Below are 18,675 nucleotides of genomic sequence, written 5' to 3' on the forward strand. Positions count from 1 at the left end.
CCGACCACCCCCTCGCTACTGGAAAGGCTCGACAGATGGGGAACGAGGAAAAACTCCGCGCCTACCTCAAGCGTGTGACCGTCGAACTGACCCAGACGCGCCGCCTGCTCGCCGCCGCCGAGGACCGGACCCACGAACCGGTCGCGATCATCGGCATGGCCTGCCGCTTCCCCGGCGGGAGCGAGACGGTCGAGGGGTACTGGGACATGCTGTCGCAGGGCCGCGACGGCGTCTCCGAGGTCCCGGCCTCGCGCTGGGACATCGACGACTACTACGACCCCGACCCGCGCACCCCGGCCGCCATGTACACCCGGCACGGCGCGTTCCTGCCGGAGATCGCCACCTGGGACGCCGAGTTCTTCGGCCTGTCCCCGCGTGAGGCGCTCCGCGTCGACCCGGTCCACCGGCTCCTGCTGGAGCTGACCTGGGAGGGACTGGAGAACGCGGGCGTCTCCCCGGGCCGGGTGGCGGGCAGCCGCACCGCCGTGATGATCGGCCTGATGGACACCCTCCAGTACGGCCGTCTCCAGCTCGAACGCCAGGGCCTGGACGCGCTGGCGGACCCCTACCTGGCCGCCGGGGCGTCGGCCAGCGTCGCCGCCGGGCGGATCGCCTACCAGTTCAACCTGTCGGGCCCGACGCTCACGGTCGACACCGCCTGCTCCTCGTCGCTGATCGCGGTGCACCTGGCCGCCGAGAGCCTGCGGCGCGGCGACTGCGACCTGGCCGTCGCCGCCGGAGCCTCGCTCACCATCCACCCCACCAATTTCATCCAGGCCTGCGCCGGCGGGATGCTCTGCCCGGACGGCAGGTGCAAGACGTTCGACGAGGGCGCCGACGGCTACGTGATGGGGGAGGGCGCCGGCCTGGTCGTGCTCGAACCGCTCTCCAAGGCGATCGCGAACGGCCGCCGCATCCGGGCCGTGCTGCGCGGCTCCGCCGTCAACCAGGACGGCCGCAGCAACGGCCTCACCGCCCCCAGCCGCAGCGCCCAGGTCGCGGTGATCACCAGCGCGCTGGCCGCCGCAGGCGTCTCGCCCGACGACATCGACCACGTCGAGGCGCACGGCTCCGGCACCCACCTCGGCGACGCGATCGAGCTCGGCGCGCTGCACGACGTCTTCGGCGGCCGGTCCGCCGAACGCCCCCTGCGGGTCGGCGCGGTCAAGACCAACATCGGCCACACCCAGGCCGCCGCCGGGGTCGCCGGGCTGATCAAATCGGTGCTGATCCTGGAGAACCGGCTCATCCCGCGGACCCTCAACCTGACCGCGCCGTCCCCGGCCGTCCCCGCCGACGGCTCGATCAGGCCGGCCGCCGAGGCGGTGCCGCTGCCCGGCGAGGGCACCCCGCGCCTGGTCGGGGTCAGCTCGTTCGGCCTGTCCGGCACCAACGCCCACCTGGTGCTCGAATCAGCGCCCACACCCGAGCCGGCGGCGGCGGTCGGGGGGCCGCACGCGCTGCCCCTCTCGGCCGCCGGCGACGCGGCGTTCCGCGAGCACGCCGCCCGCCTCGCCTCCTGGCTGGAGGACCACCCCGCCGCCGACCTGGCCGACGTCGCGCACACCCTCCGGGTCGGCCGCGCCGAGCACGACCACCGCCGCGTCCTGGTCTGCGACGACGTCGCCGAGGCCGTGCGCGGGCTCCGGGGCGCGGCCTCGTCCGGGGCCGCCGCCCGCGTCAAGGGGCGGCCGCGCGTCGCCTTCCTCCTCCCCGGCGTCGGCGACCAGTACGCCGGCCTCGGCCGGGAGCTCTACCAGTCCGAGCCCGTCTACGCCGAAGCGGTCGACCGCTGCGTCGAACTCCTCGGGGACGTCGACCTGCGCCCGCTGTTCGAGCCGGCCGAACCGGCCGCCTCTTCCGGAGACCTGGCCGTCCTGCTCGGCCGTGCGCAGGCCCCGTCGGAGACCGACGACCGGCTGGCGCACGCCGAGGTCGCCCACCCGTTCCTGTTCACCGTCGAGTACGCGCTGGCCCAGTTGCTCGCGCACCGGGGCGTCCGCCCGGACGCGCTGCTCGGCTACAGCCTCGGCGAGTACGTCGCAGCCACCCTGGCGGGGGTCTTCACCCTGGAGGACGCGCTCCGCGTCGTCACCGAACGCGCCCGCCTCATCAGCGCCATCCCGGCCGGGAGGATGGTCGCGGTCGCGGCCGGCGAGGACCAGGTCCGCCCCTACCTCGCCGGGACCGGGGCCGGGATCGCCGCGCTCAACGGCCCGTCGATGACCGTCCTCAGCGGCGCGCCCGACGAGATCGACGCCGTCACCGAACGGCTGCTCGCCGCGGGCGTCGCCTGCCGCCCGCTCCGCTCCGCGCACGCCTTCCACTCCTCGCTGCTCGAACCCGCGCGGGAGAAGCTGGCCGCGCTGATCGAGTCGGTGCCGCGGCAGGCCCCGGCCACCACGATCCTGGGCAACCTCACCGGTCTGCCGATGACCGCCGAACAGGCCACCAGCAGCGCCTACTGGGCCGACCAGCTCGTCAGCACGGTCAGGTTCGCGGACGCGGTGCGGCACTGCGTCGAGCAGGACATCGACGTGTTCGTCGAACTCGGCGCGGGGCAGACGCTCGGCGGCCTGGTCCGGCAGAACCTCGCAGGCGGTTCCCGGGCCGCCGTCCTCGGCACCCTGCCGGCCTCCTGGACCGGTGGCGCACCGCGCGACGCCCGGGTCGAACTCCTGGACACCTGCTCCCGCCTGTGGGAACTCGGCGCGGGCGTGACCTGGGAGCGCGTCCAGCCGGGACCCGGCCGGGTCGTCAGCCTGCCGGCGTACCCGTTCCAGCGGACCCGCTACTGGCCCGAGATCGTCGCGGGCAGCAGCTCGCCGGTGCCGTCCACCCGGCCGGCCGGACCCGCGGACCTCTGCTTCGCCCCCTCCTGGCAGCGGGACCCGGCGCGCCGGGCCGTCCCCGCCGGCCTGCGGCTGGACGGGTCGCTGATCGTGTTCGCCGACCCCGGCGGCGTCGGCGCGGCGCTCGCCGACCGCGCCGCCGCGTCCGGCGCGCGGGTCGTCGAGGTGGTCGCCGGGACCGAGCTGCGCCGCGAGGGCCGCCGCCTGGTCATCGACCCCCGCGACCCCGGCCACTACGCCGAGGTGTTCGCCCTCGCCGATGGCGACGGCCCGCTCCGGGTGGCCCACCTGTGGAGCCTCCTCGCCGACGACCCGCACACCGCCGTCGAACACGGCTTCGACAGCCTGCTGCTCGCCGCCCAGGCCCTCGGCGACCGGGAAGTGCGGCTGCTGACCGTCACCCGGGGAGCCACCGAGATCCTCGGCGCGGACGCGACGGCCCCGTACCGGGCCGTGACCCACGGCCTGGGACGCGCGATCCGGCACGAGTACGCGGGCCTGGACTGGACCGGCGTCGACCTCGACCCCGGCGCGCCGGACATCGACGCCGAGGCCGGTCAGATCGGCTGGGAACTGCTGCTGGACGCCGGCCGCGACGAGGCCGCGCACGACCGGGTCTCCGGCTGGCGGCGCGACCGGCGCTGGCTGCGCGGCTGGGCCGAGGTGCCCGCGATCGCCGACCCGCCGAAGCCGTGGCGGGAGGACGGCGTCTACCTGATCACCGGCGGCGCCCGCGGCCTGGGGATGGCACTGGCCCGGCACCTGGTCCGGGCCGGGGTGCGCAGGCTGGCGCTGGTCGGCCGGACCGCGCTCACCCGCGATCCCGGCGTCGACCCCGAGTCCAGGGCCGGGCGCAGCCTGCGGGACGTCGCGGACCTGGAGGCCGCCGGGGCCGAGGTGCTGCTGCTCACCGCCGACGTCGGAGTCCCCGCCGAGCTGCGGGCCGCGCTGGAGGGCTGCCGCGACCACTTCGGCACGCTCACCGGCGTCGTCCACGCCGCCGGGCTCCCCGCCGGCGGGATGGCGCAGCGCAGGGCGCTCGCGGACGCGGGGGCGGTGCTCGCCCCCAAGGTCCTCGCGATGGGCCCGCTGGCCGAACTGGTCGGCCCGGAGACCCCCGCCGACCGGCGGCCCGAACTGCTCGTCCTGTACTCCTCCGCCGTCACCGCGTTCGGCGGCATCGGCGAGAGCGACTACTGCGCCGCCAACACCGTCCTGGACGCCTACGGCGAGGCGCTCGCCGCCTCGGCCCCCTCCACCCGGGTCGTGTCGATCGCCTGGGGCCCGTGGCAGCACGACGACTGGCAGGCCGAGAGCCTCAAGTCCGCCACCGGCCTGGCCGAGCGCGTGCGCGCCTACCGCGAGCGGTACGGCTTCGCCGACGAGGGCGGCTGCGCCCTGCTCGACCGGATCGTGGCCGGTGGGCACGGCAGCGTCCTGGCGGTCCGGCAGCCGCTCGGCGAGGTGCTCCGCGACTGGTCGGCGATGGTCGACATCGACGCGCTGGTCGGGGCGACCACGGCCGTCTCGCTCAGCGAGCGCTTCCCGCGCCCCGAGCTCCGCACCGACTACGCCGCCCCCCGGACCGAGGCGGAGACCGCCATCGCCGAGGTGTGGGGCGCCTACCTCGGCATCGACCGGGTCGGCGTGCACGACCCGTTCTTCGACCTCGGCGGCAACTCCCTGGTCGGGATGGCCATGGTGCTCGCCATCGAGAAGGAACTCGGCGTGCCGATCGCGCCCGCCGTGCTGTTCGAACACCCGACCGTGGCGGAGTTCGCCGCCGCGGTGGCCGGAGACGCCGCGGAAGGCGCCCGCCAGGCTCTGGACACCAGCTCGGCGCGGGGGTCGCGGCGTCGCCGCGCCCGCTCGGGGACGCGGAAGTGAGGACGCCCGACATGAGAGCTGAAGACGTTTTCGACGACGAGGGCACCGACATCGCCATTGTGGGCATGTCCGGCCGGTTCCCCGGCGCCTCCGGCGTGGCCGACCTGTGGACCGCCATCCGGGCCGGCCGGTCAGGGGTGACCCGCTTCACCGACGAGGAGCTCCGGGCCGCCGGCGTGCCCGAGGACCTGCTCGCCGACCCCGGTTACGTGAAGGCCGGGGCGGTGATCGACGGGGTGGAGCTGTTCGACGCGGGCTTCTTCGGGTTCAGCCCGAAGGAGGCGCAGATCCTCGACCCGCAGCACCGGCTCTTCCTGGAGCACAGCTGGGAGGCGCTGGAGGACGCGGGCTGCGACCCCACCCGCTTCGACGGCGCGATCGGCGTCTTCGGCGGCTCCGCCTGGAGCTCCTACCTGCAGAACAACCTGGTGCCCAGCGAGGTCAGCGCCGTCATGGGCGAGCTCGCGGTGGGGCTGGCCAACGACAAGGACTCCCTCACCACCCGGGTCTCCCACACCCTCGGCCTGTCCGGTCCCAGCTACTCCGTGCAGAGCTACTGCTCCACGTCGCTCGTCGCGGTCTGCGCCGCCGCCAGCAGCCTGGCCGCCTTCGAGAGCGACCTCGCGCTGGCCGGCGGCGTGGCGGTCGGCGTCCCACAGCGGGTCGGCTACCTCTACCAGCAGGGCGGCATCGCCCCGCCCGACGGCGAGTGCCGCGCCTTCGACGCGGACGGTCTCGGCGCGCCGCTCGGCAGCGGGGTCGGCGTGGTCGCGCTCCGCCGCCTGGAGGACGCGCTCGCCGACGGCGACCAGATCTACGCGGTCATCCGGGGCTGGGCGGTCAACAACGACGCCGGTCGCAAGGTCGGCTTCACCGCGCCCGGCGTGCAGGGCCAGGCCGCCGTGATGGCCGAGGCGCTCGCCGCCGCCGGTCTGACACCGGCCGACATCGACTACGTCGAGGCGCACGGCACCGGCACCGCGCTCGGCGACGCCGCCGAACTGGCCGCGCTCCAGCAGGTGTTCCAGGGCCGGAACCTGCTGGTCGGCTCGGTCAAGCCCAACGTCGGCCACCTCGACAGGGCCGCCGGCGTGACCAACCTGATCAAGGCGGCGCTCGCGCTCCGGCACGGCGAGATCCCGCCGACCCGCAACCTGTCCACGCCGAACCCCCAGCTCAGCGCGGGCGATGCCCGGCTCGACGTGGTCACCGCCCTGCGCGCGTGGCCGCCCGCGACCGGCCGGGTCCGCCGGGCCGGGGTCAGCGCCTTCGGCATCGGCGGCACCAACGCGCACGTCGTGCTGGAGGAGGCCCCGCCGGTCTCCCGGCCGCGGGACACCGCCCGGCCGCAGCTGCTGATCTGGTCGGCCCGCTCTGCGAAGGCCGCCGACGAGCTGACCGCCGGCCTCGCCGACCACCTCGCCGACACCCCTGACCTGCGGCTCGGCGACGTCGCCCACACCCTGCGGGCCGGCCGCCGCGTCTTCGAGCACCGCCGGTTCCTGGTCGCCGCCACGGCCGAGGAGGCCGTCGCCGGGATGCGGGACGCCGGTGTGCTGGGACGCGCGGAGAGCCGCGCCGACCGCCCGGTCGCCTTCCTCATCCCGGGCACCGGCGAGCAGTACCCGGGCCTGGCCGAGGACCTGTACACCACCGAACCCGCCTTCCGGGCCGCCCTGGACGAGTGCCGCGCGATCCTGCGCACCCGTATGAACGGCGCCGACCCGCTGGAGGAGATGCTCCGCCCCCGCGACACCCGTTCGGGCGGCGGCCTGAGCGCCCTGCTCGGCCGCGAGAGCGCCACCTCCGATGCCCTGCCGACCACGCTGCCGACCGCGCTGCTGCACCCCGCGCTCTTCTCCGTCGAGTACGCCCTGGCCACGACCCTCATCGGCTGGGGCGTCACCCCGTCCGTGCTGGCCGGGTACAGCCTCGGCGAGTACGTCGCCGCCTGCCTTGCGGGGGTGCTCTCGCTGCCGGACGCGCTGGCGCTGGTCGCCCACCGGGCCAGGCTGATCGACACGCTGCCCGAGGGCGCGATGAGCGCGGTCCCGCTCGGCGCGGCCGACCTGACCGCCAGGATCGCGCGGGGCGGTGTCGCCGGGATCGACGTGGCCGCCGAGAACGGCCCCGACCTGACCGTGGTCGCGGGCGAGCCCGCCGCCATGGAGGCGGTCCGGGCGCTGCTGGCCGCCGACGGGATCCCGTGCCGCCCGCTGGCCACCGGGCACGCCTTCCACTCCCGGATGATGGAGCCGGTCCGCGCCGAGCTGACGGACTGGATCGCCGCCAACGTCGAGCTGTCGGGGCCGCGCGTCCCGTACGTGTCGAACGTCACCGGCGAGCTGATCACCGAGGCGCAGGCCACCGACCCCGGCTACTGGGCCGAGCACATGTGCGCGCCGGTCAGGTTCGACGCCGTGCTGGGCACGCTGCTGGCGCAGGGCGACCACGCCCTGCTGGAGTTGGGCCCCGGTCAGTCGCTGGGCGCGATGGTCCGGGCGCACCGCGACTGCCCGCGCGAGCGCTGGCCGCTGGTCGTCGGAACCCTCCCGGCCGCCGCCGACCCGCGCCCGGCCGGGACGGTGCTCGCCGAGGCCCTCGGGCGGCTCTGGCTGGCCGGCGCCCCGATCGACTGGCCCGGCTACCAGCAGGACCGGCCCGCCGCCAAGGTCGGCCTGCCCACCTACCCCTTCCAGCGGGAGCGCTACTGGATCGACGCCCCGGCCGGACGCCCCGCCGAGGCGCCGCGCCTGGCGGCCGACCCCGAGCCCGACCGTGAGCACGTCCAGCTCCTGGAGTCCCGCTGGGCCGCCGAGGCGCTGCCGGCGGAGACGGACACCGTCGGCCGTCACGTCCTGTTCGCCGACGGCGCCGGCGTCGCCGAGGCGCTGGCCCAGGCGCTCCGCGCCGACGGCGGCGAGGTCGTGACGGTGCGGGCGGGAGCCTCGTTCGCCGAGGTCCCCGGCGGCTTCACCATTGACTTCGCCTCGGCCGCCGACCACGTCGCGCTCGCCCGGCGGCTGGCCGAGGGCGGCCCCTCCGTCGTGGCGGACCTGCGCCTCCTCGACCCCGGCCCCGACGGCCCCGAGGGCCCGGACGGCCGGGCCGTCGTGCCGCTGGCCCGGCTGCTCGACGCCTTCGGCGACGACGGCGGCGACCGGACCCGGGTCGTCGTCGCCACCCTGGGCGGGCAGTCGGTCGCGCCGGGGGAGCACGCCGACCCCGCCCAGGCCGCGGCGGCGACGCTGCCGATCATCGGCAACCAGGAGTACCTGGCCCTCGACTGCCGGGGCGTGGACCTGGACCCGCGCGCGAGCGCCGCCGGTCACGCCGACGTCCTGGCCGCCGAGCTGCGGCGCACGTCGGCCGACGTCCTCGTCGCCTACCGGAACGGCCGCCGCCACGTGCGGGAGTTCGTCCCCGCCTCCGCGTCCAAGGTCCACACGGGCGTGCGCCCCGGCGGCACCTACCTGATCACCGGCGGGCTAGGCGACGTCGGTCTGCTCGTCGGGGAGCACCTGATCCGGGCCGGCGCGGGCCGGCTGGTCCTGACCAGCCGGAGCGGCCCGCGCGGCGACGGCCCCGACCGCCTGCGCGCGCTCGGCGCGGAGGTGCTCACCCCCCGCGTGGACGTCACCGACGCCGCCGCGATGCGCGCGATGCTCGCCGAAGTGGGCCGGATCGACGGGGTGGTGCACGCCGCCGCCGAGACCGGGCCCGACACCTTCCTCCCGCTCCGCGACGTCACCGAGGCCGCCGTCGCACGCCACTTCGGCGCGAAGGTCACCGGAGCCCGGGTCCTGGCCGAGGTGCTGGCGGGGGACGAACCGGACTTCTGTCTGCTGTTCTCGTCCACCTCCTCGATCCTGGGCGGCATCGCGTTCGGCAGCTACTCGGCCGCCAACGCCGCGCTCACCGCCCTGGCCCGGCGGCCGGGATGGCTGGCCGCGAGCTGGGACACCTGGTCGGTCACGCTGGAGCGCCTCGAAGGCGGCATGGGCGCGACCATGGCGGCCCACTCGATGTCCGCCGCCGAGTCCCTGGCCGCGCTCGACCAGGTGATCGCGATCGGCAGGCCCGCCGTCGTGGTGGCCGCGGGCGGCCTGGCCGACCGGCTGCCGAAGGTCGCCGCCGACGTCGCCGCCGGACCGGCGCACGCCGCCGAGCGGTTCCCCCGCCCCGAGCTGCCGCAGCCCTACAGCCCGCCGCTGACCGGCACCGAGCGCGCGCTGGCCGAGCTGTGGTCGGAGGTGCTGGGCGTCGAGCCCGTCGGCACCCGCGACAACTTCTTCGACCTCGGCGGCAACTCGCTGGTCGCGCTCCAGATGCTGGCGCTGGTCAAGAAGCGGTTCGGGGTCGCCGTCCCGACGGTGCTGCTCTTCGAGGCCCCGACCGTCCACCGGCTGGCGGCCATCCTCGACGAACGCGGCGCGACGGCCTCCCCGGCCAAGCCCGCCCCCAAGCCCGTCGTCAAGCCCGCCCCCGTCGCGGCGACCCGCGACGACGACGACCGGCGGATCGCCATCGTCGGCATGGCCGGCCGGTTCCCCGGCGCGGGCGACGTGGACGCCTTCTGGCACAACCTCCGCGACGGCGTCGAGTCGATCAGCTTCTTCAGCCCGGACGAGCTGCGGGCCGCGGGCGTCGACGAGGCCCTCATCCACGACCCCGCCTACGTCCCCGCCCGCCCGGTCCTGGACGACATCGCCGGCTTCGACGCCCAGTTCTTCGGCATCAGCCCCCGCATGGCCGCCCTCACCGACCCGCAGCAGCGCCTGTTCCTCGAAGTCTGCTGGGAGGCCCTGGAGCACGCCGGCTACGGCGCCCCCGGCCACCGCGGCCGGGTCGGCGTCTACGGCGGCGCGAACATCAGCACCTACCTGCTCCACATGGGCGAACGCCTGATGCGCGAGGACGAGGACGTCAGCCACTACGAGATCATCATGGGCAACGACAAGGACGCCCTCACCACCACCGTCTCCTACCTCTTCGACCTGCACGGCCCGAGCGTCGCCGTCCAGACGTTCTGCTCCACCTCCCTGGTCGCCACCCACCTGGCGGTGCAGAGCCTGCGCGCCGGGGACTGCGAGATGGCCCTGGCCGGAGGGGTCTCGATCCGCGTCCCCGACAAGGTCGGCCACGTCTTCGGCCCCGGCGGCATGGAGTCGCCCGACGGCCACGTCCGCACCTTCGACGCGCAGGCCCGGGGCAGCATGTTCGGCGACGGGGCCGCCGTGGTCCTGCTCAAGCGCCTGTCGGACGCGGTCAGGGACGGCGACCACATCTGGGCGGTGATCCGCGGCTCGGCGATGAACAACGACGGCGCGCTCAAGGTCGGCTACACCGCGCCCAGCGTCGTCGGCCAGGCCAGGGTGATCGCCGACGCGATGGCCGACGCCGGGGTCACCGGTGAGGACATCAGCTACGTCGAGGCGCACGGCACCGCCACCGAGCTCGGCGACCCGATCGAGGTGGCCGCGCTGACCCGCGCGTTCGGCCCGACGGGGGAGACGGGCTACTGCCCGATCGGCTCGGTCAAGACCAACGTCGGCCACCTGGACCGCGCGGCCGGCGCGAGCGGCCTGATCAAGACCTCCTACGCCCTGACCAACCAGGTCATCCCGGCGAGCCTGCACTACACGGCCCCCAACCCGGAGATCGACTTCGACAACAGCCCCTTCTACGTGAACGCCGAGCTCTCCCCGTGGCGGACCCGCGACGGCCGGCCGAGGATCGCCGGGCTCAACTCGCTCGGGATGGGCGGCACCAACGTGCACATGGTCATCGAGGAGGCCCCGGCGCGGACCGCGAGCGTCGAGGACGCGAAGGGCCGCCGCCACCAGATCCTCCCGGTGTCGGCCCGCAACGCCGTCGCCGCCGAGGAGGCCGCCCGGCGGCTCGGCGAGCACCTGGCGGCCGCCTCCGGCACCCGGCTGGCGGACGCCGCGTACACGCTCCAGGTGGGCCGCAAGACGTTCGAGCACCGCAAGGTCGTCGTCGCCACCGCCACGGCCGACGCCGCGCGGATCCTCACCGGCGAAGCGGCCCAGGACGGCCTGCTCTCCCGGGTCGACACCGTGCAGGGCCGCCAGACGGCGTTCCTGTTCGCGGGCGTCGGCGAGCAGTACCCCGGCATGGTCACCGAGATCTACGAGCGCGAACCCGCGTTCCGCGCGGCCCTGGACGAGTGCCTGGAGCTGCTGCGCGGGCCGCTCGACGGCGTCGACCTGCCCGGCCTGGTCGCCGGCGGGCGGGGAGCGGCCGACGACCTGGCCGTTTTGCTCGGCCGGGCCGAGGCCGGGTCGGGGGACGGCCGGGCCGGCACGCTGCGCCGCACCGAGATCGCCCAGCCGGCCCTCTTCGCCGTCGAGTACGCCCTGGCCCGCACCCTCATGGCCTGGGGCGTCCAGCCCCGGCTGATGCTCGGCTACAGCCTCGGCGAGTACGTCGCGGCCTGCCTGGCGGGGGTACTCTCGCTGCCGGACGCGATCGCCCTGGTCGCGCACCGGGCGGCGCTGATCGGAGCGTTGCCCGCCGGGTCGATGGTGGCCGTCTCGATGCCCGCCGAGGACCTGCGCCGCAAGTTCCGGCTGGAGCGGCGCGGCCTGGACCTCGCCGCCGTCAACGGCCCGCAGGTCTCGGTCGTGGCCGGGCCGGCGGAGGAGACCGAGCGGCTCGTCACCGAGCTGCGCCGGGCCGAGATCCCGTGCCGGGCGCTGGAGACCACGCACGCGTTCCACTCCCGGATGCTCCAGCCGGTCGCCGGCGAGCTGACCGACTGGGTGAAGGCCAACATCCGGCTGAACCCGCCGGAGCTCCCCTACATCTCCAACCTGACGGGCGAGCTCGCCGACGCCGACCTGGTCTGCGACCCGGGATACTGGGCCGAGCACATGTGCGGGACGGTGCGGTTCGGCAAGGGCGTCGAGACGCTGCTGGCCGACCCCGAGCTGGCCGTGGTCGAGATCGGGCCCGGCCAGTCGCTCGGCGCGCTGGTCCGCGGGGCGGGCTGCCCGCCGAAGCGCTGGCCGCTGATCCTGCACGCGCTGCCCGGCGCGAGCGACCGGCGGCCGGACGACGAGGCGCTGGCCGGATGCCTGGCCCGCCTCTGGCTGGTCGGCGCGGACCTGGACTGGAACGCCTACCACGGGCGGCTGCCCGAGACCGGGAACCAGACCGGGAACGCGGGCCTGCCGGGCCGCATCCCGCTGCCGACCTACCCGTTCCAGCGGCGCCGCTACTGGACCGAGGGGACACCGGTCGCGGCCGGCCCGAAGGCCGACCGGCCGGCGAAACCGGCGGGCCTGGACGGCGGCAGCATCTTCGACGCGATCACGAGTCTGCCCAAGCTGCCCGAGGAACAGTGGCTCCACCTGCCGGTCTGGCGGCAGACGGCGGCCCCCGCGCCCAGCGCGGACCGGCCCCGCTCGTGGCTCGTCTTCACCCGCGAGGGGGCGGCCGACGAGGTGACCGCCGAACTCGCCGCGACCGGCGCGACCGTCATCCCGGTCCGCCCGGGCGAGGGTTACGCCGCCACCGGTGACGGCCGCACGGTCCGCCCGGGAAGCGTGGCCGACGCGCTCGCGCTCCTGCGCGACCTGCGCGCCGCCGGTCACGGGCTCGACCGGGTCCTGCACCTGTGGACCCTGGAGCCCGGCGGCGGCACCGTCGAACACGGCCTGCACACCCTGGTCGCCCTGGCGAGGGCGGCGGGGGAGTCCGGCGTCGACGGATGGTCGCTCGACATCGCGGTCTCCGGCACCCAGGAGGTCCTCCCCGGCGAGGTCCGCGACCCCGACGGGTCGACGCTGATCGGCCCGGCGCTGGTGATCCCCCTGGAGTACCCGAGGGTCACCACCCGCTTCATCGACGTCGACACCCCGTCCGGCCTGGTCGCCGAGCTGGCCCGCCCGCAGACCGATCGGATCGTGGCGCTCCGCCGGGGCCGCCGCTTCCTTCCCGGCTACGAGACCATGGCCACCCCGGACGCCACGCCGCTGCGCGACGGCGGCGTCTACCTGATCACCGGTGGCCTCGGCGGCATCGCGCTCGGCCTGGCCGAACGGATGGCCCGCGACGTCAAGGCGAAGCTCGTCCTGCTCGCCCGTTCCGGCCTGTCGGGCCGGGCCGAGGCCGCCCGGCGCGTCCAGGCCGTCCGCGACCTCGGCGGCGAGGTCGAGATCGTGGTCGGGGACGTGTCCGACCCGGCAGCGGTGAAGCGGGCGGTCGACACGGCGGTCGAGCGGTTCGGCGCGCTCCACGGCGTCCTGCACGCCGCCGGGCTCCCGGCCATGGGCCTGATGCAGTTCAAGCGGCCCAGCGAGCTGGACGCCGTGCTCGCCCCCAAGATCGCCGGAACCCGGGCGCTGGCCGAGGCGCTCCGCATCGGCGAGCCCGGCGAGGTCGAGCTGGACTTCCTGGCGCTGTTCTCCTCGATCACCTCCGCCACCGGCGGCGGCCCCGGCCAGGTCGACTACTGCGCCGCCAACGCCTACCTCGACGGCTACGCGCTCCGGCTGGCCGCGACCGGCCGCAAGGTCGTCTCGATCGACTGGGGCGAGTGGACCTGGAACGCCTGGGAGGCCGGCCTGGCCGGTTACGACGAGGGCCTCCAGACCTTCTTCAAGGAGAACCGGGCCAGGGTCGGCATCGGCTTCGACGAGGGGTACCGCTCGCTGCTGCGCGCCCTGGCCAGCGGCGAGCCCCGGGTGGTCGTCTCCACCCAGGACTTCGAGACCGTCGTCACCGGCAGCGCGCTGTTCAACCTGGAGGCGGTGACCGCGCCCGCCACGGCCGGTGGCGGCGGCGACCGGCACCCCCGGCCCGAGCTGGTCACGCCCTACCAGGAGCCGTCGGGGCCGAAGGAGGAGGCCATCGCGGCCATCTGGGGCGACGCGCTCCGCCTCGACCGGATCGGCGTGCTCGACAACTTCTTCGAACTGGGCGGCAACTCGCTGCTCGGCGTCAGCATCGTGGCCGCTCTGCGCCGCGAGTTCGCCCTCGCCGAGCTCCCGCCGCACATCTTGTACGAGGCGCCGACCGTGGCCGCGCTCGCCACGACCGTCGAGGCCCTCACCTCGGGACCCGCGCCGGGGACGGCGGGCGAGAACGGCGGCAGCCACGTCCGCGCCCAGCTCCGCCGGTCGGGCCTGGAGTCGTCGGCCTCCCGCCGGCGCCGATGAGCGCCATCAGTCAGCAGGACAACCAGAGAAACGGAGAGGTCATGACACTTATCGGTGTGGTGGGCGCCGGCGTGATGGGCGTCGGCGTGGCCCAGAACCTGGCACAGACCGGCCACGACGTGGTCCTGGTCGACAAGGACGAGGAGATCCTCGCCGCGGCCCGCGCCACCATCTGGCGCAACGCCAGGATGAGCCGCCTGATGGGCGGCCCGGCCCTGGACCCCGACGACGTGCTGTCCCGGATCACCACCGCGGTGGGCGCGGAGGCGGTCGCCAAGGCCGACGTCGTCATCGAGAACGTGACGGAGAACTGGGACGTCAAGCGGGCGGTCTACGAGACGATGGACGCGGTCTGCGGGCCGGACACCGTCTTCGTGGTCAACACCTCCGCGATCCCGATCACCAAGGTCGCCGCCGTCACCGGCCGCCCCGACAAGGTCGTCGGGGTCCACTTCATGAACCCGGTCCCGGCCAAGCCGGCGTGCGAGCTGATCCCCGGCTTCCACACCACCGCCGAGACCGTCGAGCGGGTCCGCGACCTGCTGTCGGCGATGGGCAAGAAGGCCATCGACGTCAAGGACGCCTGCGGGTTCGTCTCCAACCGGGTCCTGATGCTCACCGTGAACGAGGCCGCGTTCCTCGTGCACGAGGGCGTCGCCACCGCCGAGTCGGTCGACGAGGTGTTCCGGAGCTGCTTCGGCCACCCGATGGGCCCGCTGGAGACGGCCGACCTCATCGGGGTCGACACCATCCTCTACAGCGTCGAGGTGCTCTACGAGCACTACGCCGACAGCAAGTACCGCCCCTGCCCGCTGCTCAAGCAGATGACCGACGCGGGCCTGCACGGCCGCAAGTCGGGCCGCGGTTTCTACACCTACGCCAACTAAGGAGTCAGACATGTCCGGCAACGCCAAGGAACAGATCCTCGACTTCGTCCGCGCCCGATACCCGCAGGCGGAGATCGACGAGACCCAGGACATCTTCGCCCTGGGCTTCGTGAACTCGCTGTTCGCCATGGAACTGGTGATGTTCATCGAGAAGACGTTCGAGGTCACCATCCCCAACGACGAACTGAAGATCGACAATTTCAGGTCCGCCAACACCATGGCGGAGCTGGTGGACCGGCTTTCGCCCGCGCGGGTCTGACATGACGACCCTGGCTGAGACCGCGCCGGGCGCCCTTCAGGTCACCGACAGGAAGTCCGCCCGCGCGTTCGTCGACACCCACATCGTCCCGTACGCCGACGCGTACGACCGGCAGGGCCGGGTCCCCGAGGAGCTGCTGGAGCGGATGACCGCCGCCGGGCTCTGGGCCCCCTTCCTCCCCCGGGAGACCGGGGGAGGGGGGATGGACCTGGTCACCCTCGGCGAGGTCCACGAGGAGGTGGGCCGGGGCTGCTCCTCGGTGCGCAGCCTGCTCACCGTCCACACGATGGTGTCGTGGGCGGTGCAGCGGTGGGGCAGCCCGGCGCAGCGCGAACAGTGGGTGCCGGCGCTCGGCCGGGGAGACGTGCTCGCCGCGTTCTGCCTGTCCGAGCCCGGCGCCGGCAGCGACGCCTCCGGGATCGCCACCAACGTCGTGGAGAAGAACGGCGGCTGGGTCCTCAACGGCGTCAAGAAGTGGATCACCAACGGCCAGCGGGCCGACCTCTTCCTGGTCTTCGCCCGCACGGCCACCAGCATCGGCGCGTTCCTGGTCCCCAGGGACAGCCCCGGCGTCGAGGTGACGCCGATCGAGGACATGCTCGGCACCCGGGCGTCGATGATCGCGGAGATCTCCTTCCGCGACGTCGCGCTCGGCCCGGACGCGCTGCTCGGCCCGAGCGGCTTCACCGCCGGCATGGTGCTGACCGGCACCCTGGACCTCGGCCGCTACAGCGTGGCGACCGGCTCGGTCGGCATCATCCAGGCCGCGCTGGAGGCCTGCGCCGCCTACGCCTCCCGCCGCACCGTCGGCGGGTCGCTCCTCAAGGACCTGCCGCTGATCCAGGCGAAGCTCTCCGACATGGTCACCGACGCGCGGGCGGCCCGGCTGCTCGTCGCCGAGGCCGGCCGGCTCAAGGACGCCGGCGAGGCGTCCACGATCATGGCGACCTGGGTGGCGAAGTACTTCGCCTCCACCGCCGCCGCCCGGCACGCGTCCGAGGCGGTCCAGATCCACGGCGCGAACGGCTGCGGCCACGACTACCCGGTGGCACGGCTGTACCGGGACGCCAAGGTCATGGAGATCATCGAGGGCAGCAACGAGATCCAGCGCATCACCATCGCCAGCCAGGCAGAACGGGAGATCATCTGATGACCGTGGTCGACGAAACGCCTCTTGTCGTCCCGGAGAAGCCCGTCCAGGGACGGATCAAGTGCGTGGTCTGGGACCTGGACAACACGCTCTGGGACGGCGTGCTGCTGGAGGACGGCGAGGTCACCCTGCGGCCCGCGGTGGCGGCGCACATCCACCGGCTCGACCAGATGGGCGTGCTGCACTCGATCGCCAGCAAGAACGACCATGACGCCGCCTGGGAGAAGCTGCGCGAGTTCGGCCTCGACGAGATGTTCCTGCACCCGCAGATCAACTGGAACGCCAAGTCAGAGTCCGTCGCGCGCATCGCCAAGGCGCTCAACCTCGGGCTCGACGCGTTCGCCTTCGTCGACGACCAGGAGTTCGAACGCGGCGAGGTCGGCCACGGCCTGCCCGCCGTCACCCTGGTCGACGTCGTCGACCTGGAGGAGGCGCTGGCCCGGCCGGAGTTCATCCCCCGCTTCGTCACCGACGAGTCGGCCCAGCGCCGCCCCATGTACCAGGCGCAGGCCGCGCGGGACGACCTGGAGTCGGGCTTCGTCGGCACCAACGAGGAGTTCCTGGCCGGGCTGGAGATGCGGTTCACCATCGCCCCCGCCGTGCGGGACGACCTCCAGCGGGCCGAGGAGCTGACCGTCCGCACCAACCAGCTCAACTCGACCGGCCGCACCTACTCCTACGAGGAGCTCGACGAGCTGCGCGAGTCCCCCGACCACCTGCTGCTGGTCGCCTCCCTGACCGACCGGTTCGGCAGCTACGGCAAGATCGGCCTGGCCCTGGTGGAGAAGGGCGAGAAGGTGTGGCGGCTCAACATGATGCTGATGTCCTGCCGGGTGATGTCCCGCGGCGTCGGCATGGTGCTGCTCAACCACATCATGCGGCTGGCCCAGGCGGCCGGGGTGAGCGTGCGCGCCGACTTCGTGGAGACCGGCCGCAACCGGATGATGCAGATCACCTACGCCTTCGCCGGGTTCCGCGAGGTCGGCAGGGACGGCGTCCACGTGGTGCTGGAGGCCGACCTGAGCACCGTCCAGCCGCCACCGCCCTACGTCCACTTGGAGATCGTCGATGAGCTTTGACGACGCGGCGTCCCGGTGGATGCCGTTCGCGGGCCAGACCGGCGCCGGCCCCGGCGCGCTCGCGCTCTACTGCCTGCCGCACGCCGGTGGCGCCGCCTCCACCTTCCGGAGCTGGCAGCGCGTCCTGCCGGGGGTGGCGGTCCAGCCCATCCAGCTCCCGGGCCGGGACAGCAGGCTGAGAGAGCCCGCCTACGACCGGATGGGCCCGCTGGTCTCCGACCTCGCCGAGATCGTCCAGGCGGACGTCTCGCTCGGCTCGATCGACCGCAGGTACGCCCTGTACGGCCACAGCCTCGGCGCGCTCGTCGCGTTCGAGCTGGCCCGTGAGATCCGCCGCCGCGGTGGCCCGCCGCCGGTGCACCTGTTCGTCTCCGGTTCGGTCGCCCCGCAGCTCGCCTACGAGGACGGCAAGCCGGTCGGGCAGATGTCCCGGCCCGAGGTCGTCTCGATGCTGCGCGACCTGGGCGGCACGCCGGAGTGGCTGCTGGCCGACCCCGGCGTGCTGGACATGATCCTCCCGGCCGTGGTCGCCGACTTCACGATCAAGGAGACCTACGAGTACCGCGCGGAGAAGCCGCTGGACATCCCCATCACGGCCATGCCCAGCACCGACGACGCGCGGATCAAGGCCGAGACCGTGACGCCGTGGGGGGAGCAGACCACCAGGGAGTACGAGCTCCAGCCGTTCGTCGGCGGCCACTTCGCGGTGTTCGAGCAGGCCGCGCTGGTCCACAAGCTGATCTCCAAAGCCCTGCTCAAATGGATGTGACGGACTCCTTCGTGTGGCGGGTCCACCTCGATCAGCCGGATGGCGTGAGGTGGGCCCCGCTGCTTTCCGGGCCCGAGCGGGCGCGCGCGGCGGCGCTGGCGACCCCGGTCGAGCGCCGCCGCTTCACCGTCGCGCACGGCGTCCTGCGGGCTCTCCTCGGCGGGCTCACCGGCCTGCCGCCGGAGGGTCTCGTATTCGGCGCGGAGCCCGGCGGCCGGCCCTACCTGGACGGCCGCCCGGTCGACTTCAACCTGTCCCACTCCGAGGAGTGGGCGCTGATCGGGGTGGCCCCGCCGGGCCTGCGGGTGGGCGTCGACGTCGAGCGCGTCCGCGACGACCTCGACCACCTGGCCATGGCCCGGCACCTGTACCGGCCCGCCGAGGTCGAGCGCCTGACCCGGGCCGCCTCTCCCCGGGAGGAGTACTTCCGGCTCTGGTGCGCGAAAGAGGCGTACATCAAGGCGACCGGGGCGGGCCTGGCCGGTCTGCGGGACGCGCTGGTGACGCACGAAGGGAACGCGACGGTGGGTTCGTCGCGTTCCCTTCGCTGGCTCGATGTGGCGCCCGGCTACGCGGGCGCCGTCGTCACCACCACTGTTTGACCACT

The 18,675-nt window shown here is 74.2% G+C and carries 8 protein-coding genes; all 8 read left to right on the plus strand.

Translation table 11 applies throughout. The features are described 5' to 3' along the window. The first annotated feature begins 35 nt into the window (after window positions 1-35). The 8 genes from AW270_RS24670 to AW270_RS24705 are packed head-to-tail and all read left to right on the plus strand — an operon-like array spanning window position 36 to window position 18,670. Entirely contained in the window at window positions 36-4,739 is a 4,704-nt protein-coding gene (locus tag AW270_RS24670) for a type I polyketide synthase (RefSeq protein ID WP_061297861.1), read from the plus strand. Window positions 4,740-4,750: 11 nt separating this feature from the next. Then, complete coding sequence (locus AW270_RS24675) at window positions 4,751-13,924, plus strand: type I polyketide synthase (protein ID WP_061297863.1); 9,174 nt, start codon at window positions 4,751-4,753, stop codon at window positions 13,922-13,924. A gap of 41 nt (window positions 13,925-13,965) precedes the next feature. Further along, window positions 13,966-14,811: a 3-hydroxyacyl-CoA dehydrogenase family protein gene (locus AW270_RS24680; protein ID WP_061297961.1), complete on the plus strand. Its 846-nt coding sequence runs from the start codon at window positions 13,966-13,968 to the stop codon at window positions 14,809-14,811. Between the two features lie 10 nt (window positions 14,812-14,821). Continuing rightward, a complete protein-coding gene (locus tag AW270_RS24685) occupies window positions 14,822-15,070 on the plus strand; it encodes an acyl carrier protein (protein ID WP_061297865.1) in 249 nt (82 codons plus the stop codon). A 1-nt stretch (window position 15,071) separates the two neighbouring features. Next, entirely contained in the window at window positions 15,072-16,220 is a 1,149-nt protein-coding gene (locus AW270_RS24690) for an acyl-CoA dehydrogenase family protein (RefSeq protein ID WP_061297868.1), read from the plus strand. Continuing rightward, window positions 16,220-17,299, plus strand: coding sequence for an HAD-IIIC family phosphatase (locus tag AW270_RS24695; protein ID WP_061297870.1), 1,080 nt, complete (start codon window positions 16,220-16,222; stop codon window positions 17,297-17,299). The genes AW270_RS24690 and AW270_RS24695 overlap by 1 nt, the downstream gene beginning before the upstream one ends. Continuing rightward, window positions 17,289-18,068 carry a thioesterase II family protein gene (locus tag AW270_RS24700; protein WP_061297872.1) on the plus strand — a complete coding sequence of 260 codons (780 nt, stop codon included), beginning with the start codon at window positions 17,289-17,291 and terminating at the stop codon, window positions 18,066-18,068. The genes AW270_RS24695 and AW270_RS24700 overlap by 11 nt, the downstream gene beginning before the upstream one ends. 44 nt (window positions 18,069-18,112) lie before the next feature. After that, complete coding sequence (locus AW270_RS24705; RefSeq protein WP_169807372.1) at window positions 18,113-18,670, plus strand: 4'-phosphopantetheinyl transferase family protein; 558 nt, start codon at window positions 18,113-18,115, stop codon at window positions 18,668-18,670. Window positions 18,671-18,675: the final 5 nt, after the last annotated feature.

The organism is Herbidospora cretacea (assembly GCF_001570605.1).
GTDB classification, from domain to species: domain Bacteria; phylum Actinomycetota; class Actinomycetes; order Streptosporangiales; family Streptosporangiaceae; genus Herbidospora; species Herbidospora cretacea.